Here is a 25,267-nt window from a genome sequence, read left to right as displayed (position 1 = left end):
TACAAAAACTCTTATTTTATTATTAAATATATAAAACATTGTTCATTACATAAATAAAAGGTATAATAAAAGAGAAGAAAGACATTTCATCCAAATATTATTAAGTGTTACAAATTGCAAGTGTGTGTTACCAAGCATTAAGATTTAAAACAACAGTTCTAACCGAATGTTTCCGGTTGGTACGATCAAAGAAGGAGCGATTATTTTATGAAAGCAGCAGTTTGGTATGGTCAAAAGGATGTACGTGTTGAGGAACGTGAAAGTAAGCCGTTAAAAGATAATGAAGTCCGTGTGAAAGTCTCTTGGACAGGAATTTGCGGAACAGATTTACATGAATATTTAGAAGGGCCTGTTTTTATTGCGACAGATGAACCCGATCCACTTCTAGGCCAAAAAGCTCCAGTTACACTAGGTCATGAATTCTCAGGTGTAGTAGACGAAGTAGGAAGTGCTGTAACAGCTTATAAAAAAGGTGACCGTGTAGTAGTGAACCCTACAGTTTCTAAACAAGAAAAAGAAGAAAACATTGACCTTTATGATGGATATTCATTTATCGGATTAGGTGCAGATGGCGGCTTTGCGCACTATGCAAATGCACCAGAAGGAAATGTATACCATTTACCCGATAACGTATCCGCAAAAGAAGGCGCATTAGTTGAACCGACTGCAGTAGCAGTTCAAGCGATCAAAGAAGGCGAAGTACTGTTTGGAGATACAGTTGCTGTAATCGGTGCTGGTCCAATCGGATTGTTAAATATTATTGCCGCAAAAGCAGCAGGGGCAAGTAAAATCTTTGCATTTGATTTATCAGATGAACGTTTAGAAAAAGCAAAAGAAGTAGGAGCTACGTATGTAGTGAACTCAGGTGAGGTAGACCCTGTTGACTTCATTAATGAGCACACTGAAAATGGTGTAGATGTGACATTTGAAGTTGCAGGTGTGGCTGCGACTTTAGCACAATCTATTGATATTACGCGTCCTCGCGGTACTGTAGTAATTGTTTCTATTTTCAGTCACCCTATTCAGTTTGATCCTATGCAATTGACAAATACAGGTGTGAAACTGACTTCTACAATTGCATATACACCAACAACATTCCAACAAACAATTGATTTAATCAGCGAAGGCAACTTAAATGTTAAACCTGTAATAACAGATGAAATCGTATTAGAAGATATCGTTGAAGCTGGATTCGAAAAATTAGTTAGCGATAAATCTCAAGCGAAAATCTTAGTTGAATTAAACGGTGATCAAGTCTAATTAAACTCATATTAAGTGAGATGATTGAATGAAGACGGAAAGCAAATGCTTTCCGTCTTTTTTCATGAAGTCATTTTTGAAATAATTTGTTTAGTTATTTAAAAGACGCTTTACAAATCAGCAATTAATAATTTCCGAAATATTAAGTACATTTAATTATGTTCCGTTAAATAGATATGGTAGTATTTAATTATAATTATTCTAAATAAGGGAAGTGTTCGATATGAGTAAAAAAGATGAATCGAAGTTAACAGGTTTATTCGGTCGTCCAGTCGGTGATCGTGAGAATTCAATGACTGCAGGACCTCGTGGGCCTGTCTTAATGCAAGATGTATATTTGTTGGAACAATTAGCACATTTTGATCGCGAAGTAATTCCAGAACGTCGTATGCATGCGAAAGGTTCAGGTGCATTCGGTACATTCACAGTAACAAACGATATCACAGAATACTCTGTCGCAAGTATTTTCTCTGAAGTCGGTAAACAAACACCAATGTTTGCACGTTTCTCTACAGTTGCAGGTGAACGAGGTGCCGCAGATGCTGAACGTGATATCCGCGGATTCGCATTAAAGTTCTATACAGACCAAGGTAACTGGGACTTAGTCGGCAATAATACGCCTGTCTTCTTCTTCCGTGATCCTAAATTGTTCGCGAGTTTAAACCATGCCGTTAAACGTGATCCACGTACAAACATGCGTAGTGCACAAAATAACTGGGACTTCTGGACTTCATTACCTGAAGCATTGCATCAAGTTACAATTTTAATGACAGACCGTGGTATTCCTAGAGGTTTCAGACATATGCATGGATTCGGTTCCCATACTTATTCTTTAGTAAATGATCAAAACGAACGTGTTTGGGTAAAATTCCATTTCCGTACACAACAAGGTATTGAAAATTATAGTGCTGAAGAAGCTGAACAAGTAATCGCAAAAGACCGCGAATCATCTCAACGTGATTTATTTAATGCGATTGAAGAAGGCAATTTCCCGAAATGGAAAATGTACATTCAAGTTATGACAGAAGAACAAGCACGCAATCACAAAGACAATCCATTCGATTTAACTAAAGTATGGTTCAAAGATGAATATCCACTTATTGAAGTCGGAGAATTTGAATTGAATCGTAACCCTGATAACTACTTTATGGATGTTGAACAAGCTGCATTCGCACCGACAAACATTGTACCAGGTATTGATTTCTCACCTGATAAAATGCTGCAAGGTCGTTTATTCTCTTATGGCGATGCACAACGTTATCGTTTAGGTGTGAACCACTGGCAAATTCCAGTCAACCAACCTCAAGGTGTAGGTGTTGAAAACATTTGCCCATTCAGCCGTGATGGTCAAGGTCGTTTCTTAGATGGCAACCAAGGCGGTAAAACACACTATTATCCTAATAGTACTGGTGCTATGGAAAGCCAACCTGAATATAAACGTGCGCCAATGGATGTTGTTGATGGTCAAGCTTATGAATATAACTTCCGCGAAGACGATGATAACTACTTCGAACAACCCGGAAAATTATTCCGTTTACAATCACCAGAACAACAAGAGCGTATGTTCACAAACACTGCAAATGAAATGGAAGGTACAACAGACGAAGTGAAATATCGTCATATCCGTCATTGCTATAAAGCTGATCCAGACTATGGTAAAGGTGTAGCAAAAGCTTTAGGCATTGATATTAATGATGTGGACTTAGAAGCAGCAGATTAATTTCTGCATGCTTTCCCGCATACCTTTCTTTTTCGATAAAGAATAAATTGAACAAGGTGTGGTCGCTGATGATTTTAGATAAAATTAATCCAAATGACTTATTCCCGACAGAACAAATAGAAAGTTCAGTACTCGGAAAGATGGCATATCCGATGAACGGTGAGATCAAAATATTTGAAGCCGCATACGTTGCCACAAATGAACGATTAATTTTAAACGTTGATATGGCAGGCGAATTTTATTATCGTAATATCGGTTATAATGAAATTCAAAATGTGAAATTAACTGAAGAAGCTTTAGATATTACTTTCGAAATTGGAACGTTTACTCTGAAAGATTTTAATTATGAAGAGGCTGAACAATTCGTGGATTATATTCAAAACAAATAATTAGAAAAGCTGGGTACTTCTTTTACGGAGTGCCCAGCTTCTTTTAGCTTATTTTAATTTTTAGTAATAAGCCCTTTTTTCTGACATAATTTCCAAAGTACAATGCATAAGATAATCCCAAAAATTGTGACGATAATACCGCCTTCAAGACCAAAAGTACCACCATTGATGAATGACTTACTATTAAAGACATTCGTTTTGAAAATGGAAGTGACATCTCTTTGACCACTCACCGGAATGTCCAAGACAGAGCCCATTGTAAAGTTCCAAAAACTATGTGCTGCACCTGTCAGCCAAATATTATTGCTCCAATAGAAAAGCAGTCCGAATACGAGACCGAAAATAAAGGTATTGATGATAGCAAGAAATTGTGATCCTGGATTGCCTATGTGCATTATCGCAAAGAAAATAGAACTCATGATAATACCGAATACTACGCCTTTTTGGCTGCTGAAGATATTCATAATAAAACCGCGGAATAAGACTTCTTCTGTCATGCCTTGAATCATATAACCAATTAACACTGCTATCAATATCCCAAAATTAAAGCCGTGATTAATATTAATGGATACAGCTTGAAAAATAAGATTACATAAATAAACAATGACAATTGCAGCAATGCCTAACCCTGCACCAATTACATATTTTTTCTTCCATTCTGTTTTATAAAACCCGAGCGACTCGTATGTTTTATGGTAATGTTTTTTATTTATCAATAAAATAAAGAACAATAATATCGGAAATACGAGCATAGAAGCAACAAACATCATAGTATTTGAAAAGAATAACTCACTAAAAGATTTATGTGTAAAAATAATAAACGGCACTACAAAAACTGCTACTAAGAGCCCCAAAACAATAGGACCTCCTATAAATAATCCAATACAAATAAACGTCGCGCCCCATAAGGAAGGTTTTTTACGATATGACTCTTTCTGCGTTTGTTTCATACTTTCATTCAGTTCATAGTTCAAGATTATTCTCCTTTCTTATTTCATGTTTCACTCATTCTATTTATATAATAAATTTATTTAACATGATATTATCATAGTTGTAGTACTATGTAATACCGTTTTGTAAAAACTGTATTAAAATATAATGAAGTTTCAAAATACTAATCTTTAACTGTTACGTTTCTATTATTGTTCAGCCAAACAATATATAATCTAAACCTCCTTAATATGATTAAAATGATAGGATTTATAGGCGATATGCAACATTTGACGGTAGTTATTCCCCTCCTTTACTATAAATTTATAGGGCAGAAATACTGGAGGATTCAGTTATGATTTTTAACGATAAATTGTTATTCTTTTCAACGGTTGTGTGCGAAAAATGACAATAATACATATATTATTAATGCTTTCAATCGGTGTAGGCGGCGGATTTATTGCGGGATTAGTCGGTATCGGAGGTTCTATCATCATCTATCCAGCGATATTATTATTACCGCCTTTATTCGGAACACCTGAATATAGTGCTTATATTGCATCTGGATTAACATCCAGCCAAGTATTCTTCAGTACATTAAGCGGTTCAATCAAAGCTATTAAAGAACCTGATTTCAATGCGCCACTGGTTTTATATATGGGTGGTGGTATGCTGGGTGGCAGTGTAGCAGGTGCCATGGTTGCCAATCTGCTGACTACACCAGTTATTAACGCTGTTTATATCGGTGTAGCAATTCTGGCTTTAATTTTGATGTTTATTAAAGTAAAACCCCACGCTGATGCTGGTCATTCATACAATCACTGGCTATTAATCGCAGTGGGTGCTGTGATTGGTTTAGTTGCAGGTATCATCGGTGCTGGTGGCGCTTTTATTATTATCCCAGTCCTGCTTGCTATTTTTAAACTGCCAATGAATACAGTCGTAACAAATAGTATCGTCATTGCTTGCGTATCTGCCATCGGATCATTTGCGATTAAATTAATGCAAGGTTATGTGCCGCTCGGCAATGCGATATTTTTAATCGTCGGCAGTGTGATATTTGCGCCGATTGGTTTAAAAGTCGGACGTCTTTTACCTAATATTGTTCAAAAAGCAATCATCAGTATTCTAATTGTAATTGCGATAACAGAATTAATTTTTTAATGATCAAGCCATCTTTTACAGGTGCTTGGTCATTTATTTTGGTAAAATTAAGTTGTGTAAATGGATTGAAGAAATGAGGTCTATATTATTGATTGAACAAATTACATCCTATATCGAAAACCTGTTTAAAGGTGCATTTGACGGCCAAAATTTATCACATAAAATTATCTTTACGATTGTTATTTTACTTGTAACCTTTTGGCTGCATTACATCGTTACAAAATATTTAGTGCAACGCGCTACAAATGCCAAGCGCTTTACCCTCGTATTGAAAAGTATCCGCCAGTTTATTTGGTTTATTGCCATTGTATGTATTCTGGGCATTTGGATTAATGCAGCTAATTCAGTTATTGTAGTCGCTTTGTTAATCGTCGGTTTGGTGGCTTTCTCATTGAAAAACCTAGCAATGGAGATTGTCGGTTATTTCTTATTAATGAATCGTCGCCTCTTTAAAATGTACGACCGTATTGAAATCAGCGGTCACCTTGGTGATGTTATCAAAATTTCACCTTTGCATTTTAAAATTGCAGAACGTGGGAATTATCTTTCAACCGAAGGTGCAACGGGTAAAATCATTACTATCCCTAATCATGTATTATTAGAAGAGCCCATTACCAATTACAGTGCCGCTTCTCATATCAACTGGTATGAAGTCGATTACAATCTAGCAATCGACAGTGATTGGCAAACAGCCGTTTCAATTTGTGAAAAAGCATTAGATGACTATATGGAAGATTTCCTATCCCATTATTCTGAAGAACAATTGCAACGTATCAAAGCAAAAATCTCATTATTCGACGGAAAATTAGATTATAAAGTCCATCTGTTAATCGATAAAGATATGGCTGTACTAAGTTGCTATTTCCCATCTGATTATCCAAAAGCCAGTGATGTAAAATCAGAATTGAACAAACGTATTTTACCGTTACTGAATGCAGAAGCCAGCATTGAACTTATAGGTGAACGTATCCACATTGAAATGGATAATTGAATATAACTTTTCGCTAAGCTGATACTCCTAGGTATCGGCTTTTTTTAGTTGAATAAATACCGATTATTTCTCGGGAAATAACAAGGGTATCTTTTACCATCAGAAACTTCACTTTATATTTACGTCAAAAATTTCTTACTTTACTCCTTGTTGCTTTTTGTATACTGGAGAAACCGTACAATATACAAAAAATAACTAATTATCATTAAAACATTAATAAATAGTATCATCGTCATACTATAATTAGTTAGATAAAAGCAAACAAATATCGACGAAGAAATAATTCATTTTTCTTACTTGTTTAGTCTCTCTGCCTAATTGTTGTCTTCTTCAAAATACATTTCCTTTTTAAAAATCAGCTGAACAAAAAGACAGAACATTCACCTTTCAAATGTTCTGTCTACTAGTTAATTCAATTCATTATTTAAATCATCTAAATGTAACTATTGTTCATTCTCCCGTTTTCAATCTCACATTACATTTCTCTACAAATTTCACTAAATCACTCAATTTCAAGCCGAACATCACGAGCATACGTATAGGAGCTGGTTCCGCAAGTACACGTAAGTTAGGTTCACTCGTCATCTTATAAATCATTTGGTCAAAACCGAATTCATCAATTTCATGAGATAATGTATCTTGAAGATCGATGATATCTTTCAATGATGAATCTAATGATAATTGGATTGGCGGTTCATCAATACTTGTAATTTCAAAATCATGCTGTGAATGGATATCATTAACTGAGCTGCCAACATGCACAGTATAATCACCATTATCAATTTGCCACAAGCTCGTTTGAGGATTAAACCACTTCAAGCGTTCGAATGGAATCACAAGTTTAACTGTTTTGCTTTCACCTGCTTCTAATTCCACTCTTTCAAATGACTTCAATTCTTTCGCTGCCATCTCAATGTTGCTCGCACGATTTTGTAAATAGATTTGAACTACTTCAGCACCTTGTACTTCCCCTATATTTTTTACAGTCACATCGATTTGAATTTGATCTTTGTCATTATCAACTTTTACATTGCTGTCTGTATATTCAAAATCTGTATAACTCAAACCATGACCGAATGGGAAAGCAACCGACATATCTTTCGTTGCATAATAGCGGTAACCCACAAAGATACCTTCCATATAATTTTCTTCTTCAGTACTGCGATTGAATGTCAGATAAGAAGGCGTATCTTGAATACGTTCCGGGAAAGTTTCTGCAAGTTTACCTGAAGGATTCACTTTGCCTGAAAGTACATCTACTGTAGCCTCTCCCACTGCTTCACCTGCTAAATAAGTCTCAACTAGACCTTTCACCTTATTTCTCCAGGGCGTTGCTACTGCGCTACCATTTTACAGTACTACAACTACATTCGGATTCACTTCCGCTACAGCTTGGATTAAAGTAATTTGGTTATCAGGCAAATCGATTGAAGTTTTATCAAATCCTTCCGACTCTATATTTTCTGGAAATCCTGCAAATAAGATGACTTCATCTTTACCTTTTGCTGCTTCCACCGCTTCATCTATCAATTTCTGATTGGCATCAAGGTTTTCAAATTCATAACCGTCTGCATAAGCAAAATCACCATACACCGCTTCCAAAGCATCAAACGGCGTCACAACTTTATAAGCATTTACTTTACTTGAACCACCTGCTTGATATCTAGGATGTTTCGCAAATGCCCCGATAACTGCTTTACTGCTGTTGTCTTTCAGCGGCAAAATCTTATCTTCATTCTGCAATAACACTATGCTTTGTGCAGCAATAGAACGCGCAAATTCATGATAATTATCTTTATTATAATTAGGCATTTCACCTTCTAACGTATATCGATCTATTAATTTCAATAATCGTAATACTGAACGATCCACTAATGCCTCATCCAATTTACCACTTCTCACTGCTTCAACTACTTGCGGAATAGAATAGTCAGGTTGTCCAGGCATTTCTAAATCAAGACCTGCACGAACAGAAGCAACACGATCTTTTACTGCGCCCCAATCTGATACAACTACACCATCAAAATTCCATTGGTTTCTCAATAAATCAGTTAAGAGATAGTTATTTTCAGCTACTAAAACATGATTCACCTTGTTATACGAATTCATAATCGTAGCAGGTTGTGCTTCTTCTACAACACGTTTGAAAGCACTGAGATAGATTTCATGTAATGAACGCGGTTGGATATTCGAAGATGATGTAAAACGTTCATTCTCTCTATTATTTGCTGCGAAGTGTTTTGGACTTGTACCGATACCTTGTGATTCAACCCCTTTGATATATTGAATAGCAAGTTCGGCTGTTAAGAACGGATCTTCTGAAAAATATTCAAAATTACGACCTGCCAATGGACTGCGTTTAATGTTCATACCCGGTCCTAACAATACATTTACTTTTTCTGCTTTTGCGATTTGCCCTAAATACTCTCCGTATTTACGTAATAAATCTTTATCAAAAGTACTCGCTATCAAAGCTAAACATGGGAATGCGATTGTCTCAACACTGCCTGTTAAACCCAGTGCATCGCCGCCTTCTGTTTGTTTACGAATACCTGACGGGCCGTCTGACAGTAATATCTCATTTACACCTGGAACTCTCGCTGTATTCCAAAAGTTCGCACCTGTTAATAATGTGGCTTTATCTTCGAGCGATAATTGTTCCAATTGTGCTCTGTAATCTGCTTCTTGTTTCATTGTCATCTCCACCTTGTTTATAATTAAGTCATAAGGCACTATTTCTCTTTACACTTCGAAGTATATGAGGAATAAAATAGAAATTCAATTTAAAGACGGCGGTACTCGACCGAAGTCAACAAAATGGGGTGATTTGTTGCACAATAAAAGAGTGAAATTAGAAAAGAGCGGTACACAAGAATGGGTTTTCCAATCCTTAATGCTCTTACTAGAAAAAGAAAACTTCGACAAAATTACTATTACAAAGATCTGTGACAAAGCCGGCATCAACCGTTCTACTTTTTACCGCAATTATGAAAACAAAGAGGATATTGTCATCAAACAATTAGAAACAGATTTAGGGTGTATTACTCAAATGATTGAAAATGGCAGTAGTGAAAATGAGGTTTATCATTATGTATTTACAAATTGTACGTATGTATTAGAAGTGATGGAACTGGGTCTCTATAATGTAGTGTTGAAATATCTTACACGGGTTCAATTTCGTATACTCAACATGGACGGCATTTATATTAACAGCCCAAAAGATAGATTAATTACTACTTATCATTTAGCTGGTATCATCAATATGTTTCTAAACTGGTTACATCCTGAAAATCATATTCCAGCAGAACAGTTTATTGAAGTATTAAAAAAAACAAGTTGGACATATTAATAAAGAAGATATTCTGAAGGTACTACATCTGCTAGCTGAAGAAAAACATCCTGAACAATAGGTAATGATCTAAAGTTCAGGGTGGTTAATATTAATGGCTTACTCCTTCGGAAGTAATAGTGTTTTTAATTGTCTTATATATGATAAACATATCTAATAAGAATGTTTGGTTGTCGACATAATACTTATCGTATTGAACCTTTTGGTCATCACTAATATTGTCTCTTCCCATTACCTGTGCTAACCCTGTCAAACCAGGTCTTACAAGGTGGACATCTTTTTTAGTACGCTTTTCAATCAACTCATATTGATTATATAATGCTGGTCTAGGACCAACAACTGACATGTCACCTTTTAAAATATTAAAAAGTTGAGGCAGCTCATCTATTGAAGTACGTCTGATAAATTTACCAGACTTTGTTATATATGTTGATGGATCAATCAAATCAGTTGCTACATTAGGTGTATCTATTTTCATAGATCTGAATTTATAGATATTAAATATGGTATTATTGATGCCTGGTCTTTTTTGCTTAAAAATAATTGGTCCCTTTGACTCTGCTTTAATAGCTAATGCAGTAATAACAAATACTGGAGCAGCTATAATAATGACGAATAAAGAACTTAAAAAATCGAAAATACGTTTCACTTATCTATCTCCCTTATATTCCTTAACTTCTCTAGTGATTCCCTCTTCAAAGCTTAGCGGATTATATCCAAAGTCTTTTTGTGCCTTTAAGTAAGTAAAATCTTTGTTTTCTTGCATTCTTAATACTTGTTCTTCATTGATAGGAAACTTCGGAAGTACTTTATTTGCAAGTAGTGCACTATAATATGAAAGCTTAATTGGTATCTTTATTAATGTGATATTTTTATTCAATTTCTCAGCAACTGTTTGAATCAAATTTTTATATTTAATAGGATATTTTCCTGAAAGATTGTAATTTTGATTGACCGTTATTTGCTTGTGATTTAATACTTGGTAATATGCATTCGCTAAATCATATGCAGTAACAGGTTGCATCAAATTATTACCATTTCCAAACAAAGGAAAAATTGGGCTTTTATCGATAAATTTAATTAATCTATACATATTTCTATCTCTAGAAGAACCATAAATCATTGTAGGTCTTAATATAGTAATATTTATTTTATCTCGAAGTTTCAATAATTCATCTTCTATCTCTATATATTCCGCAGAAGCCATCTTAAATTTTGAATATCTTCCTGTTGTATGTACAGCAATTATCCAATCTACTTTATTTTCAAGCGCAGCCTTAAATAATTCTTTACTCATTTGAATCCCAGCAATATGCAAAATCGTATCTATATCTCTAGTTACTTCTTGTAAAAAGGCTGTATCTGTTAAATCACCTTTATGCACAATAATATTTAAATTATTTAATCTTATAGTTTCATCTGGAAAATTATTTCTTACTACTACGTGAACCTCAGAAAATTTATTTGGATTTTCATTATTCAATTTTTGTAAAAACAACCTGCCAGAATGTCCGTTTGCCCCTGTGACGAGTAATTTCATGATTGAACCCTCTTTTCGTTTTCACACTTCTCAAATATATTTAATTGCTTTTTAACCACGTCATTTTCATCATATAATTTTTTAGCTCTCTCTAAACCTTTTTCTTTTAATTCGTTCAACAAACTTTTATCTTTTGCCAATAAGTCAATGTACTCAGCAATCTTAAAGCTATCATTGATTGGGAATAAATATCCTGTTTCTTCATGAACAACTTCTTCTCTTGATCCTCTTATATCAGTCGCTAAAATTGCATTTTTCATAGCCATTGCTTCTATAATAGATCTAGGCATACCTTCTCTATACGAAGGTAAACAGAATATGTCACTCATGTAAAGATGTTCGTTAATATTCTCAATATGACCCGTGAAAATAATATTGTCATTGTTTTTATATTTTTCTAGCAACGCTTGTGTTTCCGTATCACGTTCACCTTGTGGGACTCCTCCCATAATAAGAAATTTAACATTTTTTGATTTTAAAAGATTATAAGCTTCCAAGAGATCAATAATCCCTTTTTCTTTAACTAATCTTCCAATAAATGAAACAACTATATCATTTTCATCAATACCATATTTACTGCGTAGTGCCTTATTGTTTTCTTCATTAAAAATTTCAACATTAAATTTTTCATCTAAATCGATTCCATTGCTGATGTGCACGTAATTAGACGGATTTTTAAGAAACTTATTGTTTTTAGCAGTCAAGAAATCCTCTTCACTTTGAGTAAAGATATAATCTGTGAAGTATCTCCCAATATATTTTTCGATATTGAAGAAAACATTGTATTTTTTCTTAGACATTCCTTCATGAAAATAAAATCCGTGTGCTGAATAAATTATTGTCGGTACTTTAGCCAATTTTGCAGCGATGCGACCTAATACAGCAGCAACTGGTGTATGCACGTGAACAATATCCGGCTTAATAATTTCAAAAGCTTTCTTCATCATCAAGATAGATTTTAAATTACTTTTAAAATCTATCTTTCTATCTATTTTGATATCATAAAAATAAAATCCATTTTCTTTTATTTCATTTTCATAAGGGCCTTTGGAACATACACAATGGACTTCATGACCTGCTTCTTTTGTTCCTTTATTTAACGGTGTGAGAAAGTTATTCATCGTCATATCTATTGCTGTTACTTGAACAATTTTCAATTAATCACTTCCTAATATATTTCTCACTAATTTGTGATAAATCTAATTTTTTCCCATAATAAATTTCTTCTTCATGTTTTGACAAAACCATATTTCCCCCGTTAGGAAAGAAAGTAATTTCTCCAAACTTCACATCATTTTCTGAGACTAAAAAATCAACTCTGCAAAAAGGAAATGGTTCAGCTAAATCTTCAGCAATTTTCATTATTTCTTTTAATCTTTTACTAAAAATAAAATTAGAATCATCAAATCTCTCTCTTTTAATATACGTTTGCATTTTTTCAAAATCGAGATTATACAAATTAAATTTTGATTTTAAATTTTGGTTTCCTTTATCATCATTGATATCTTTGACCACAGCAAAATATTCTACTTTCCCATTAATAACAAAAAATTTATAATCGTTAAATTGTGTCATATCTAAAAATGGTTCCACTAAAATTCTCGGTTTAACATTTTTATAATTCCATTCTCTTGATTTATAAAAATAGTTTATTTTCTTAGCATCTTTAAAAATTTTTCTTACCATTTTTAAATCGGTGCGATTTTTTTCAACAATTTGATTTATTCCAGAAGCATGTGTGCTTTTTAGAAATACTTTGTCTGGTAAATCATGAAAGTTAATATCATCAAAGTCTTCATAAACTCCGATAATATCCGTTAAGATATAATCATAACCTTTATCTTGAATATATTTTCTAACCTCATATTTATCAGTACACTCTGTCATTAATGGATTTCTGTAATTACTTTTAATCCATAATACTTTCTCATATAACAATTCCGGATTTTTAAAGTTCACATCCAAACCAGTATTTTGTTTTAAATTTTTTGCTAAAAAATCTTCATCTGACAATCTACTATAATATTTTATTTTAATTTTACTAGCTAAAGAATATAGCGATTTCGTTGGCCCTTTATAAAATAATTTTCTTAATTTCTTCTTTACTTTAAAAAACATTTTAAAGACTCCAAATACTTTGATTTTCATTAAGGTTATTTTTATTAATCAAACCTTTAATATCAAAGATGACACCATTATCTGATAATAATCTTAAATATTTATCTTTGTCTTCGATATAAGTTTTATGCGGCACTGCAAAGATTAAAGCGTCTGAGACTTCCATATCTTCTACGTCTTTTAAATCGATATTATACAGTTGTTTAGCAGTTTCTTTATCCGCTTCTACATCATTTACAATTACATTAATTCCATATTCTTCTAACTCTCTGATAATATCAATGACTTTAGTATTTCTTAAGTCAGGACAGTTCTCTTTGAATGTTAGGCCAAGTAAATTGATTGTCATTCCATTCACTTCTAAACCTTTTTTAAGTAATTCTTTTACCACATTAGTTGCAACGTGTTCAGCCATATTATCGTTAATTCTTCTACCCGCTAAAATAATTTCTGGATGGTGTCCTAATTCTTGGGCTTTATGAGTAAGATAATAAGGATCCACACCGATACAATGACCACCAACTAGACCAGGTTTGAAATTTAAGAAATTCCATTTTGTTCCAGATGCTTCTAAAACTTCATTAGTATCAATACCGACTTTATCGAAAATCACAGCAAATTCATTCATTAACGCGATATTCACATCGCGTTGTGTATTTTCAATAACTTTAGCAGCTTCAGCTACTTTAATAGATGATGCTTTATGAACTCCAGCGTTCACAACTGAACTATATACCTCTGCTACAATATCTAAAACTTCAGGCGTTTGACCAGATACCACTTTTGTAATTGTTTCAAATGTATGTACTTTATCTCCTGGATTAATACGTTCTGGTGAATAACCAACAAAAAAGTCTTTACCACTTTGCAATCCAGAAAATCTCTCTAGAATAGGAACACAATCTTCTTCAGTCGCACCAGGATATACAGTTGATTCATACACAACGATAGTTCCTTCTTTTAATGCTTTACCAACTGTTTCACTCGCTTTAAGTAACGGCGTTAAATCTGGTTGATTATGTTTATTAATCGGAGTTGGTACTGCAACAATAATAAAGTCTGCTTTACTTAACTCATCAATGTTATTTGTAAATGTTATTTTTGTTTCTTTTAAATCTTCTGTTGTTACTTCATTTGTTCTATCATAATTACTCTTTAATTCTTCAATTCTTTTTTCGTTAATATCAAATCCTATTACAGGTTGCTGTTTTCCAAAAGCTACAGCAACAGGTAATCCTACATACCCTAATCCCACAACAGCAATTTTTCTATCCATAACAATACCTCTCTCTTTTTTCTAAGTTTTTTTAAACCGTTTAGATACTATTTTTTGTTAATCGAATAATAATTTAAGTACCAATCTATAAATTTATTCACACCATCTTGAATTGTTGTTTCTGGTTTGAAATCAATATTATTATATAAATCATCGACATTAGCATAAGTTTCCGGAACATCGCCTGGTTGTAAATCCATATAGTTCTTTTTGGCTGTTTTGTCCAGCTTATTTTCAATAGCTTCAACAAATTCCATCAATCTCACAGGACTGTTATTTCCAATATTATAAATTTTGTAAGGCGCATAAGATGAACTTGGATCTGGGTTATCTCCACTCCATTCTGGATTTGGTTGTGCTGGTCTTTTTAGAAGTCGACTAATCGCTTCAACAATATCGTCCACATAAGTAAAATCTCTCATCATATTGCCATGATTATACACGTCAATTTCTTCATCATTTACTATTGCCTTAGTAAATTTAAATAAAGCCATATCTGGTCTGCCCCAAGGTCCATAAACTGTGAAAAATCTTAATCCAGTTGTTGGTAAATTGTACAAGTGACTGTATGTGTGAGCCATTAATTCATTTGATTTTTTAGTCGCAGCATATAAACTTAATGGATGATCAATATTATCTGTTGTAGCAAATGGTTTAGAGGTATTAGCTCCATAGACTGAACTTGAAGAAGCATAAATAAGATGTTTCACTTCATGGTGACGACAACACTCTAAAATATTTACAAAACCGACGATATTTGAATCAATATATGCCATAGGATTTTCAAGACTGTATCTTACACCTGCTTGCGCAGCTAAATTCACCACTACCTCAGGCTTATTTTTAATGAAAATTGCATTTAATTCTCCAAAATTTTCTAGGTCTGTTTTATAAAACTTGAAGTTGTCTTTTCCTATTGATGCTAATCGATCCTCTTTTAATTGGGGATCATAATAATCATTAATGTTATCTACGCCGATAACTTCATAACCTTGACTAATTAATTTCTTAGCTAAATGTGAACCGATAAAACCTGCTGCACCTGTTATTAAAATTCTCATTTCTATTCCTCCAAAACTTTTTTATAATAGTTTAAATAATTATCTACAATTACTGACATAGAATAATTTTCCCTAATCCTTTGATATGCAAGTTTTGATTTATGGGTTAATTCTTCTGTATTACTGTAAGTGTTATTCAAAGCTTCTAATACTGAATGTTTATTTGAACCAACTTTGTAACCTGAGTCACCTATTATGTTATAGCTTTCTCCCGCATCTGTTGATATTACAGGCACACCAACTGACATTGCTTCTCCAATAACATTTGGAAACCCTTCACTTCTAGAAGTTAATAACAAAACGTCAATATTATTATAAATATCAAACGAGTTTATAACTTCACCTCTCCATATAAATTTATCCTTGTTGCTACTATCTATTAAATGCTTAAATTTATTATATTCCATTCCTTTTCCGGCTATTTCCAAAGTAACATCTTTATCTTTTGCAAAGTCATTAAAAGAATCAATTAGTAGTGATTGATTCTTGATTTCATGAAATCTTCCAACATAACCATATCTTATTTTTTTGTCATTTTTCGGTCTAATATATTCAAAATCTCTTTTGTTAAACCCATTTGTTATTACTAAGCTATTTTCAAACGAAATGCCTACTCTTCCAAATTCTTGAATAGCAGAATTAGAAACAAATATTACACCATCTGAATTTTTTAAATAAAATCGAATTAATTTTGCTTTAATCTTTTTTATTTTATTTTTTACCCCATGTCTAATATTTAATAGAAAATATACGTTTTTATTAAATATCTTAAGTAACGGGGCATAATAATTTGATTTCATCCAAGTTTGTACAATATCTGGTTTAATCTTTTTAATAAAACGATTTAATAATATTGGTATTTTCAATTTATTAAATTTATTGTTATCTAATTCTAAACTATACAATGTCACGTGATCTGCTAATTCATAATGTGGTTCGGCTTTTAATAAGGTTATTATAATGTGTTCATTATTAGTATCATAATTAACAATATTTGATAACATTCTTTCAGCTCCGCCACTTTCTAAGCTTGTAATAATATGTAAAACTTTCACGTTACACACCTCATTTTAAAAGTTAATGATCCTTTTCTTAATCAATAAGACAATTGGTATTATTTGAAAAAACAGAGCTAAAGTTCCTTTAATTAAAAGAGTTAAGTAATCATTACCTAAATTTATTTTCATTGTTAATAAAATTGTAATCGTCATTATAATAAATAGATACCAGATTTTTCTGGGGAAAAAATTGATTGGGAATTTTTTCACTATTAAAATATACAGCAAACCATTTGAAACTAAGAAAGAAACCAAACCTGATATTGCCGCACTAACTAAACCTATTTTTGAAAGCAAAATTAAATTTAAAACGATATCCAATAATACTGCAACTGCAGATGGTATAAAAATAATTTTTGTTTTTTCCATTATTTGAATTGCCTGGCCGTATAAATATGAATTAATTCCATGTACAAAAGTTAATAAAATAATAATCAAAACTATTAATGTACTTGTTTTATATCCAAAGCTATTAAAAATTTGTGCTAATTCTGGTGATACAACTATAAAACAACCTAACATAGGATAAGATATTACATACAAAATCAATACATATTTATCAAATTCTTTAATTTGTTGTTGAAGTGCAGGAAATTTTAATATTCTAGGCAAAGATGCCATTCCAAGGGCACCCATTACCATATACAAAGAATTATGTACAAAATCATATACTAATGAATAGTTACCATTGCGTGCTGCGCCTAGTTGATACGTTATCATATACTTATCAATATTTTGCAGAAGTACTCCTAAAGCAAAAGAAACTGTTAACGGTACGCCATAAAATAAAAATTTCTTTAATACTACTTTATCAATAGAAAAATTAACTTGATCTTTCCAATAAATTAAGTAATATACGTTTGAAGATAATAATCCTATTAAAAAACTAAGTAACGCCATTTTTAAATTGATTCCACTATAAATAAAAAGATATATAAGCAAGGGTAAAATGTATAGAATGTTTTTGATTATATTACCCATCAATACTTTTTTCGGCTGTATTATCATTCTAAAGTAATTATTCAAAAACTCATTAAATATAAAGTTGATGAGAATAACCACAATTAATATAGTGGAAAGTATATCAATCTTTATAATAATTAATACTATGGATGCAATAATGGCAATGATCACTACTAATATTATTTGTGCAGCAATAGAAGTATTAATCACTTTAGCATCAACATTATAATATCTGAGCATACCAGAACGTATCCATTGAGATGAAACAATATTTATTAAACCAACTGTTAGAATTACTATACTAAAAACACCATAATCCTTCGAATTCATATTAGCTAAATAGATAAACAAAATTCCAAAGCTCAATACGGCCGGTAATATTTTGGAAATAAAATAATAAAAACTATCTTTAATCATGATTGATTACTCCATCACTATATAAAATAACTAAACTAAAAATCGTAATACTAAAAGTATGATAATATGAAATGAAAAATTGTCCAAAAAATGCAGATAAAACTACTACTAAAAAAGGTAAAAGTATTATAATTCTTTTACTGTTTTTCAATTTTTTCACTTTAGATTGCATGATAATCAAACTAAATAATATAATGACTATTAATAAACCTATTACTCCCCATGATGACAACACTTCTAATAAAACATTGTGAGTAGATTGATTAATTAAATTATCTAATTCAGAAAATTTTTCCATGTAATTTTGCATTCCTACGCCAAAAAGCAATATTGAAAAATGACTGAATAAAATAGCAGTATATTGACTATATATTAAAAATCTTGATCCCGATATATCATCAGTTTCGAATATTCTATTATAAAGAGAATCATATAAACCTTCATTGCTATATAATATTATGATAAATATTAAAATAACAGCAATAAAAGTAAAGATGGAAAATATGTTCCTAGCTCCTACACTTGTGAATAAATAAATTAACATTACCAATGCCATTACTAATAAAAATGTTCTCGATAAAGTTAATAAACCGACCACCGCTGCTACTCCAAGTGCAAATATATACCAAATATTAAGTTTGATTTTTCTAAAAGAGCTTAAAGCAAGAATCGATGCAATAACAAACGCACAATATTTTCCTAACGTGTTAGGATTTATTATTAATCCACCTATTCCGTCTTCGGTTTTATAGGGAACAAAACCAAATCTTTTTATTTCAGTAAAATAATTACTAATACTATATTTAAACAAATAAATTCCCGTAGTTATCATCGTGAAACCTAATAAGCCAAATATTAAAAAGTTGAGAGTTGCTTTGATATCAATAACTTTACCTAAAGATCTTACGAAACCAAATAACAGTAAACATATTGAGAAACCGAACAACTTAATTATACTTTCATCCAATCCAAAGGAATTATTTATTAATACATGTACGCTCTCTATAATGATAATGCCTAATATGAATACAATAGAATTGTCCATTGTCATTTCATTATAGAAATAAATAATTACCATAATAAAAAACATCACATTAACTAAGTACAATACTCCCCCACTTGATAGAAGTATTAAATATAAATATAATCCCATAATATGACTTGGTCTTACTAACAAAAAAGCAGTGACACATAATAAAGCAAATAATGCTGAAGGAATCGGAGTCACAACTTCACTTATAAATTGTAATAAAAATATAAGAAGCACATTTAAATAAAATAATAGCTTTTTCATAAAATACCTTAACCTTTTCTAATTTCAATACTTTCCATTAGCTATATTTATAATTTGTTGTTTTGTAAAATGGTTTAATAAGATATCTAGAATTCTGTTCAAACTTTCCGTATCTACACTTGTCACTTTTCCTCGATAAATTTTTTCGTAGACTTGTTCAGGATGAATTTCTTTTTCATTTAATAATTCTTCATATAATTTTTCACCTGGTCTGACACCACTGAATTCGATATCTATGTCCTCTTCTTTAAACCCACTTAGCCTAATTAAATTTTTGGCTAAATCAACAATTTTTACTGGTTCACCCATATCTAATACAAATATTTCTCCACCTGTTGCCAAAGCACCTGCTTGTAATACAAGTCTAGCTGCTTCAGGTATTGTCATAAAGTAACGAGTCATTTCTGGGTGGGTAACTGTAACGGGACCACCAGCTGCAATTTGCTCTTTAAATAAAGGAATAACTGAGCCTCTTGATCCTAAAACGTTACCAAAACGAACCGCCACAAAATCTGTATTTCCAGGTCTTGTATTTAAGTTTTGGATTATCATTTCAGCAATTCTTTTTGATGCTCCCATGACGTTAGGTGGATTGACTGCTTTATCAGTTGATATCATGACAAATTTGCTTACCTCAGCAAGTTGAGCTGACTCAGCAGCATTTTTAGTTCCTATTACATTATTCTTAACTGCTTCTTCTGGATTATATTCCATCATTGGTACATGCTTGTGAGCCGCAGCGTGATATACAAAATATGGTTTGTGTGTTTTCATCACATTCATTATTCTTTCTCTATCTTGAACATCTGCGATGACAGGAACAATTTCAATTTCATCTCTGTACTGTTTCAATAATTCTCGGTGAATTAAATAGATACTGTTCTCACCATGTCCTAAAAGTACTATCTTTTTAGGTGCGAACTTACATACTTGACGACAAATCTCCGATCCTATAGAGCCACCTGCTCCCGTTACTAAGATTGTTTTGTTCGTCAATTCTTCAGATATCATTTTCATATCGAGTTCAACAGGATCACGTCCAAGCAAATCTTCAACGTCTACTTTCTTGAGTTGATTAACTTCTAATTCACCTGTCATTACGCTTTCAATATCAGGCATAATTAGAACTTCAACATTTAAATTCTTACATAATTCAGTAATTTCTCTTAATCTTTTTTGCGATAACGTTGGAATAGCAATAATAATTTTTTTAATTTTGAACTTATTAACAAGTTCTGGAATATCATTAATATAACCTTGAACTTTGACCCCCATAGTTATCGAGATATTCTGTTTATTCGGATCATCATCAACCGCTAAAACTGGTTCTAATCCCATATTTGATGTAGTTAACATTTGACGAATTAAAAAGTAACCACCACGACCTGCACCTACTACCAAAGTAGGTTTCTTTTTGCCACTTTTCTTGATGAATTGTTTTCTAAATATTCTCTACGATAATCTAGAACCACCTATTAATAGTAAGTGCATCATCCAAGTAATAAAATATAATCGTAAAAAAGGGCCTTTTAATGTGATTAAACATACTATTATCATTGTAGCTAAAATTGATGCAGTCACTGCTTTTACAATCAACATTAATTCGCTAACACTCGCGTATTCCCAAGCTCTGTGATATAAATCGAAAATCTGAGCAAAAATATGATGAGATATTAATAATACAATTGATGTTAGAATTAATATTCTTGGAGAGTAACTTTCAAAGTAAGGTTCTAATATAAAATATCCAATAAATACCGAAAACGTCACAATAATGGAATCTATTATCCATAAAAGAATGCGCCGTTGTTTAACTGAAACTTTTTCCAATTTTCATTCCTCTATTTCTTTGTTTAAAATAACCCCAAAAACTTTTTCTTACGGTATTCAATCGGTCGTGATGCAACAATATTTTCATCTAATACCATCGCTTCATTGTTTTTGAGGAATGTTTGAATTACAGTTTGATAATTGTCTAATCGTGGTGTTTTAAATAAATCACCGAAATCAAATGGTCTTTGTTCTGTACTATGTGCATCTGAAGCAACAAAATGCACTAGGTTATGTTCTATCATTTGGAAAGATAACTTTTGAATGTTTTTCCCTGATTTACCAGTAAGTGAAGATGCAGTCAATTGACTTAGCGCGCCAATATTAATTAACTCAAACAACAAATTAACGTCTTGAGCAATGGCTTTATTACGTTCTGGATGAACAATTACTGGTATATATCCACGAGTCTGAATTTCGTAAATTAATCGTTGAGTAAAATGTGGAACTTTATGAGATGGCAACTCTATTAATAAATACTTAGAGTAATTAACCCCTTGAATTTTGCCATCATCAATATCACTTAAGATTTGATCTGATACTCTGATTTCTTGCCCAGTATAGATTGTAATCCCCAATTCTTTTATTTCTAAAGAATCATTTAGCTTATCAACTCTTTTTTCAACGTTCGTAAAATCATTTGAATATTTTGTATGCAAATGGTGAGGGGTTGCAACTATCCCTTTAATTCCTTGGTTAGCTGCTTGCTTGATTAGATCTAACATACTCTCTTCATTTTTAGGTCCATCATCTATGCCTGAAATAATATGATTGTGAATATCTATCATTATTCTTCTTCTCCATAATATGAATAGTAGCTTGAAGATTTATCAGATGAGGCTCTATTTAATACTACTCCTAGAATTTTAGCTCCTGTTTTTTCAATCAATTCTTTCCCTTTTTTCACAGAGTTTCTATCGTTACTCTTAGCATCAAGTACATAAACAACATGTCCACTTGTCTCAGCATATAATTGAGCATCTGTTACTGTGTTGATAGGAGGGGTATCAATTATGATATGGTCATACACCTTATTTAATTCTTCATAAATTTTCTGAAATTGTACAGAACCTATTAATTCAGATGGATTCGGTGGTATAGGTCCAGAAGTCAAAATATCTAAGTTTTCAATATCTGTACGATTAATTACATTTTCCAAACTTTCATTTTGAGTAATCAAGTTTGATAATCCTAAAATATTAGGAACATTAAAGAGATAATGTTGTGTTGGTTTTCTCATATCACCATCTAATAGCAATGTTTTGTGGCCCGCTTGTGCAAATGTAATTGCTACATTTGCTGAGATAGTGGGTTTACCTGCTGAAGGCTTTTCAGAAGTAAATACAATTCCCTTAACATCTTTATCAGCAGTGGAAAATGTAATATTAGTACGAATACCTCTGAATTTTTCACTCGTTACAGCTCTCGGTTGATGAGATGTTATCAAAGGGTTCGTTGTCACTGTAGTTTTATTTTTTTTACTCATAATTTCATACAAACTCCTCTATTTGTTTTTCATAAATTCTGGAATAGATCCTAATACTGGTAAATCTAATAATTCTTCTGCCTCTTCTTCTGTTTTAATTCTTCTATCTAATATTTCTTTAAATGAAATCAAAACAAGGGCTACTATGATTCCCAAAAATAAACTAATAATTGCATTTATAGCAGGTTTAGGGCTTACTTTTGTAGCAGAATCGGCTTTAGAAAGAATTGAAACGTTATCAATACTCATTATTTGGTCAGCGTCTTTACTGAATACTTTGGCAATTGTATTAGCAATGTTTTTCGCATCTTTTTTGTTTTTACTTTTTACTGTGATATTCATTATTTGAGATTCTGCTTGGTTATTAACTGTTAACATTCCAGATATTTCTTTACTTGAATATTTTCCATTTAATTTTTTTGAAACTTTATCCAGTATTCTTGGACTTTTAATAATCTCAGAGTATGTTTTAACTAATTGAATATTGGATTGTACTTGTTGAGCCATCATGTCACTATTCTTTTCTTTTTGATTCACTAGAACTTGTGTTGATGCTTCATATTCTGGTTTGATAACAAAAAATGTCAGAATCATACCTACTACAAGAAAAACCAAAGGTAAAATAATCAACCATTTCAAATTTTTCTTAAGAATTTTAATCAACTTACTTAAGTCAATCGTTTTTTCCATAATTTCCCTCCGCAATATATGTATTATCAATATAATTATATAGTATTGTGTCACTCTTTTGTATGTAAATTTCAAATTTTTCCAAAAAAATTTAAAATGACTTCAATTTCTAATTATTTAACAACGTTATTCCAATAATAATGCGATTTCAACGAAAATTTAAAATCTACATAAATTGTTAATCTATCCTTTACGTTTTCTTTATATTTATATTCACATTTATTGTTCTAAACAAAATACAACCTATAAATGGATAACTATTCTTTCTTTAAGTTCTCCTTTTACAGGTTGCTTTTAATTATTATATTTGCGGTACATTCTCTATAGCTTTGATATATTGTTGACTTGTAAAAACTTTAATGGTGAAACCATTATAATAATTTGCGTTATAGTACCAAATATCCCCTTTAATTTCATCTGGTTCATCATAAAGTTTTGTGAATTCTTTTTTAGTCATTTGACGTGGTGCTACATATACATGGTCTACCTTATCTTCTAAATTATAACTTATAGCAATATCACCATATTGTTGAGCATCGTTGCCATTTACTTCTCTAACTCCTTCAGATTTACCAAATTTCTTTTCAATCTTTGATTTAGAAGTACCGATTTTAAAACCTTTATATCCTTCTGGGTTAGGTGATTGCATAAAGTTCTGATTAAATTCTTGAGACTTTACATTGATATTAACTTTATGTGTTTTCGGCAGTTGTTTTTCAGTTTTATTTTTAGTCTGATTATTACTTTTGTGTTCACTATGATTTTCTTGACTGAAAATCATAAAGGCAATATACACAATTCCTATAATCAATGCTGCACCTATTATTCCTATAATAATCCAAAATATCATTTTCTTTGTCGAATCTGACGGTTTATGATTTGAAGTTTCAGAATGAGAATGCGTTTTAGAATCTTCCGTACTTTTATAATTTTTCATAAGCTGTTTTCCTCCAATGATGTATTATCTTTATTATAGTTAAATTAGTTTATGTCCGCTATATTTCTTTGAATTTAATTTAATAATTTATCTAGTATCTTTTATTATGTCATTCTTTTAGAAAAACGAGTTTTTAAGCCTCCTTCAGTCTTACTTCAGACAAACCTCACACTTACCCCCCCTAATTAAAAAATGCACAACTCCAGTGTTTATAGAGCTGCACATTTATATTAACCATTATTCTTTTGCTTTTATATTTACCATCTTATGAAAAACATCATCTGCTTCTTCTGCCGTGATTTTTGCGCTGCTATTTTCAATCCATTTTGAAAATCCTTTAATAGCACCACCATACAAATAGAAAACTAAATCATCTGGCACAGATGGATCTTTTTCTATAAGTTCCATATTATCTTTCACGTCTTGCTGTATGAGTTTAATGAAATGTGAAAATATTAAATCGTTAAATTCTTTGTCATTTTTTTGCTTAATCAGTATACGATGAAATTCCTTTGAACCTTCAAAAGCATTCTCTTTCACTCTAAATGGGTGATTGATTCGCTCCTTGAAATCATATGAAAAGTACTCTTCGCTCAAGTTATTCAACAGCACTTCGAGCAATTCGTATTTATCGTGAAAATGCTTATAAAAGGTTGTTCTGTGAACCATAGAACGATCGCAAATTTGGTCGATAGTAAGTTTAGAAAACTCTTTTTCTTCCAGCAATTCATATAAACCGCCTAATAATAATTTTCTTGTACGCACGACACGTAAATCTAATTTATTCATCTTAA

The 25,267-nt window shown here is 31.7% G+C and carries 22 protein-coding genes and 2 pseudogenes; 6 read left to right on the top strand and 18 right to left on the bottom strand.

The window, feature by feature from the left end:
• Positions 1-207 precede the first annotated feature (207 nt).
• From DYE31_RS00690 to DYE31_RS00680, 3 genes are all read left to right on the top strand, one after another.
• Complete coding sequence (locus DYE31_RS00690; protein ID WP_015901573.1) at positions 208-1,260, top strand: 2,3-butanediol dehydrogenase; 1,053 nt, start codon at positions 208-210, stop codon at positions 1,258-1,260.
• A 223-nt stretch (positions 1,261-1,483) separates the two neighbouring features.
• The gene (locus tag DYE31_RS00685) at positions 1,484-2,980 is read left to right on the top strand and encodes a catalase (protein ID WP_015901574.1); all 1,497 of its coding nucleotides are present in this window, start codon (positions 1,484-1,486) and stop codon (positions 2,978-2,980) included.
• 68 nt (positions 2,981-3,048) lie between these two features.
• Positions 3,049-3,369 (top strand): PH domain-containing protein, encoded by a 321-nt coding sequence (locus tag DYE31_RS00680; RefSeq protein WP_015901575.1) that lies wholly within the window; start codon positions 3,049-3,051, stop codon positions 3,367-3,369.
• Between the two features lie 53 nt (positions 3,370-3,422).
• Here DYE31_RS00680 and DYE31_RS00675 read toward each other — a convergent pair whose 3' ends face one another.
• Positions 3,423-4,343, bottom strand: coding sequence for a CPBP family intramembrane glutamic endopeptidase (locus tag DYE31_RS00675; RefSeq protein WP_015901576.1), 921 nt, complete (start codon positions 4,341-4,343; stop codon positions 3,423-3,425).
• A 361-nt stretch (positions 4,344-4,704) separates the two neighbouring features.
• Between DYE31_RS00675 and DYE31_RS00670 the strand changes: the two genes are divergently transcribed.
• A complete protein-coding gene (locus tag DYE31_RS00670) occupies positions 4,705-5,463 on the top strand; it encodes a sulfite exporter TauE/SafE family protein (RefSeq protein ID WP_015901577.1) in 759 nt (252 codons plus the stop codon).
• 88 nt (positions 5,464-5,551) lie between these two features.
• The gene (locus DYE31_RS00665) at positions 5,552-6,454 is read left to right on the top strand and encodes a mechanosensitive ion channel family protein (protein ID WP_015901578.1); all 903 of its coding nucleotides are present in this window, start codon (positions 5,552-5,554) and stop codon (positions 6,452-6,454) included.
• Positions 6,455-6,904: 450 nt separating this feature from the next.
• On the opposite strand, the gene DYE31_RS12825 is transcribed toward DYE31_RS00665, so the two are convergent.
• Both DYE31_RS12825 and DYE31_RS00660 read right to left on the bottom strand, forming a co-directional pair.
• Entirely contained in the window at positions 6,905-7,549 is a 645-nt protein-coding gene (locus tag DYE31_RS12825) for a fibronectin type III-like domain-contianing protein (RefSeq protein ID WP_268934228.1), read from the bottom strand.
• Positions 7,550-7,582: 33 nt separating this feature from the next.
• Positions 7,583-9,148: pseudogene (locus DYE31_RS00660) on the bottom strand (glycoside hydrolase family 3 protein); the annotation flags it as partial.
• Positions 9,149-9,284: 136 nt separating this feature from the next.
• Here DYE31_RS00660 and DYE31_RS00655 point away from each other — a divergent pair.
• Positions 9,285-9,803, top strand: a complete 519-nt coding sequence (locus tag DYE31_RS00655; protein WP_158297487.1) for a TetR/AcrR family transcriptional regulator — start codon at positions 9,285-9,287, stop codon at positions 9,801-9,803.
• A 91-nt stretch (positions 9,804-9,894) separates the two neighbouring features.
• Here the strand turns inward: DYE31_RS00655 and DYE31_RS00650 are convergent, their stop codons facing one another.
• The 15 genes and pseudogenes from DYE31_RS00650 to DYE31_RS00580 form a co-directional block, all read right to left on the bottom strand.
• Positions 9,895-10,452: a sugar transferase gene (locus DYE31_RS00650; RefSeq protein WP_015901582.1), complete on the bottom strand. Its 558-nt coding sequence runs from the start codon at positions 10,450-10,452 to the stop codon at positions 9,895-9,897.
• Positions 10,453-11,343, bottom strand: a complete 891-nt coding sequence (locus DYE31_RS00645; protein WP_015901583.1) for an NAD-dependent epimerase/dehydratase family protein — start codon at positions 11,341-11,343, stop codon at positions 10,453-10,455. It abuts the gene before it with no gap.
• Positions 11,340-12,500: a glycosyltransferase family 4 protein gene (locus DYE31_RS00640; protein ID WP_015901584.1), complete on the bottom strand. Its 1,161-nt coding sequence runs from the start codon at positions 12,498-12,500 to the stop codon at positions 11,340-11,342. Before DYE31_RS00640 ends, DYE31_RS00645 begins: the two co-directional genes overlap by 4 nt.
• A gap of 4 nt (positions 12,501-12,504) precedes the next feature.
• A complete protein-coding gene (locus DYE31_RS00635) occupies positions 12,505-13,461 on the bottom strand; it encodes an ATP-grasp fold amidoligase family protein (protein WP_015901585.1) in 957 nt (318 codons plus the stop codon).
• A gap of 1 nt (position 13,462) precedes the next feature.
• On the bottom strand, positions 13,463-14,737 hold the full coding sequence (locus DYE31_RS00630; RefSeq protein ID WP_015901586.1) for a nucleotide sugar dehydrogenase: 1,275 nt from the start codon (positions 14,735-14,737) through the stop codon (positions 13,463-13,465).
• A 47-nt stretch (positions 14,738-14,784) separates the two neighbouring features.
• On the bottom strand, positions 14,785-15,798 hold the full coding sequence (locus DYE31_RS00625) for an NAD-dependent epimerase (protein ID WP_015901587.1): 1,014 nt from the start codon (positions 15,796-15,798) through the stop codon (positions 14,785-14,787).
• Between the two features lie 2 nt (positions 15,799-15,800).
• Positions 15,801-16,853, bottom strand: coding sequence for a glycosyltransferase (locus DYE31_RS12970; RefSeq protein WP_015901588.1), 1,053 nt, complete (start codon positions 16,851-16,853; stop codon positions 15,801-15,803).
• Between the two features lie 15 nt (positions 16,854-16,868).
• Positions 16,869-18,236 carry an oligosaccharide flippase family protein gene (locus DYE31_RS00615; RefSeq protein ID WP_015901589.1) on the bottom strand — a complete coding sequence of 456 codons (1,368 nt, stop codon included), beginning with the start codon at positions 18,234-18,236 and terminating at the stop codon, positions 16,869-16,871.
• The gene (locus DYE31_RS00610) at positions 18,229-19,530 is read right to left on the bottom strand and encodes an O-antigen ligase family protein (RefSeq protein WP_015901590.1); all 1,302 of its coding nucleotides are present in this window, start codon (positions 19,528-19,530) and stop codon (positions 18,229-18,231) included. The genes DYE31_RS00615 and DYE31_RS00610 overlap by 8 nt, the downstream gene beginning before the upstream one ends.
• A gap of 24 nt (positions 19,531-19,554) precedes the next feature.
• Positions 19,555-21,360 (bottom strand): annotated as a pseudogene (locus DYE31_RS00605) (polysaccharide biosynthesis protein).
• Between the two features lie 23 nt (positions 21,361-21,383).
• Positions 21,384-22,148 (bottom strand): tyrosine-protein phosphatase, encoded by a 765-nt coding sequence (locus DYE31_RS00600; RefSeq protein ID WP_015901593.1) that lies wholly within the window; start codon positions 22,146-22,148, stop codon positions 21,384-21,386.
• Entirely contained in the window at positions 22,148-22,846 is a 699-nt protein-coding gene (locus DYE31_RS00595) for a polysaccharide biosynthesis tyrosine autokinase (protein ID WP_015901594.1), read from the bottom strand. Before DYE31_RS00595 ends, DYE31_RS00600 begins: the two co-directional genes overlap by 1 nt.
• Positions 22,847-22,864: 18 nt before the next feature.
• On the bottom strand, positions 22,865-23,536 hold the full coding sequence (locus DYE31_RS00590; RefSeq protein ID WP_015901595.1) for a Wzz/FepE/Etk N-terminal domain-containing protein: 672 nt from the start codon (positions 23,534-23,536) through the stop codon (positions 22,865-22,867).
• Between the two features lie 301 nt (positions 23,537-23,837).
• Positions 23,838-24,473, bottom strand: coding sequence for a hypothetical protein (locus DYE31_RS00585; RefSeq protein WP_015901596.1), 636 nt, complete (start codon positions 24,471-24,473; stop codon positions 23,838-23,840).
• Between the two features lie 237 nt (positions 24,474-24,710).
• A complete protein-coding gene (locus tag DYE31_RS00580) occupies positions 24,711-25,262 on the bottom strand; it encodes a TetR family transcriptional regulator (RefSeq protein ID WP_015901597.1) in 552 nt (183 codons plus the stop codon).
• Between the last annotated feature and the right edge of the window lie 5 nt (positions 25,263-25,267).

The organism is Staphylococcus carnosus (assembly GCF_900458435.1).
Taxonomy (GTDB): Bacteria; Bacillota; Bacilli; order Staphylococcales; family Staphylococcaceae; genus Staphylococcus; species Staphylococcus carnosus.
Note: the sequence above shows the minus strand (reverse complement) of the source record. Positions and strands in the feature narration are given on the sequence as shown.

Excerpts from the sequence above, each read along its gene's own strand:
- DYE31_RS00690 (WP_015901573.1), top strand. The coding sequence starts at position 208 with ATGAAAGCAGCAGTTTGGTATGGTCAAAAGGATGTACGTGTTGAGGAA.
- DYE31_RS00685 (WP_015901574.1), top strand. The coding sequence starts at position 1,484 with ATGAGTAAAAAAGATGAATCGAAGTTAACAGGTTTATTCGGTCGTCCA.
- DYE31_RS00680 (WP_015901575.1), top strand. The coding sequence starts at position 3,049 with ATGATTTTAGATAAAATTAATCCAAATGACTTATTCCCGACAGAACAA.
- DYE31_RS00670 (WP_015901577.1), top strand. The coding sequence starts at position 4,705 with ATGACAATAATACATATATTATTAATGCTTTCAATCGGTGTAGGCGGC.
- DYE31_RS12825 (WP_268934228.1), bottom strand. The coding sequence starts at position 7,549 with ATGTCGGTTGCTTTCCCATTCGGTCATGGTTTGAGTTATACAGATTTT.
- DYE31_RS00645 (WP_015901583.1), bottom strand. The coding sequence starts at position 11,343 with ATGAAATTACTCGTCACAGGGGCAAACGGACATTCTGGCAGGTTGTTT.
- DYE31_RS00635 (WP_015901585.1), bottom strand. The coding sequence starts at position 13,461 with ATGTTTTTTAAAGTAAAGAAGAAATTAAGAAAATTATTTTATAAAGGG.
- DYE31_RS00630 (WP_015901586.1), bottom strand. The coding sequence starts at position 14,737 with ATGGATAGAAAAATTGCTGTTGTGGGATTAGGGTATGTAGGATTACCT.
- DYE31_RS00625 (WP_015901587.1), bottom strand. The coding sequence starts at position 15,798 with ATGAGAATTTTAATAACAGGTGCAGCAGGTTTTATCGGTTCACATTTA.
- DYE31_RS00615 (WP_015901589.1), bottom strand. The coding sequence starts at position 18,236 with ATGATTAAAGATAGTTTTTATTATTTTATTTCCAAAATATTACCGGCC.
- DYE31_RS00610 (WP_015901590.1), bottom strand. The coding sequence starts at position 19,530 with ATGAAAAAGCTATTATTTTATTTAAATGTGCTTCTTATATTTTTATTA.
- DYE31_RS00600 (WP_015901593.1), bottom strand. The coding sequence starts at position 22,148 with ATGATAGATATTCACAATCATATTATTTCAGGCATAGATGATGGACCT.
- DYE31_RS00595 (WP_015901594.1), bottom strand. The coding sequence starts at position 22,846 with ATGAGTAAAAAAAATAAAACTACAGTGACAACGAACCCTTTGATAACA.
- DYE31_RS00590 (WP_015901595.1), bottom strand. The coding sequence starts at position 23,536 with ATGGAAAAAACGATTGACTTAAGTAAGTTGATTAAAATTCTTAAGAAA.
- DYE31_RS00585 (WP_015901596.1), bottom strand. The coding sequence starts at position 24,473 with ATGAAAAATTATAAAAGTACGGAAGATTCTAAAACGCATTCTCATTCT.
- DYE31_RS00580 (WP_015901597.1), bottom strand. The coding sequence starts at position 25,262 with ATGAATAAATTAGATTTACGTGTCGTGCGTACAAGAAAATTATTATTA.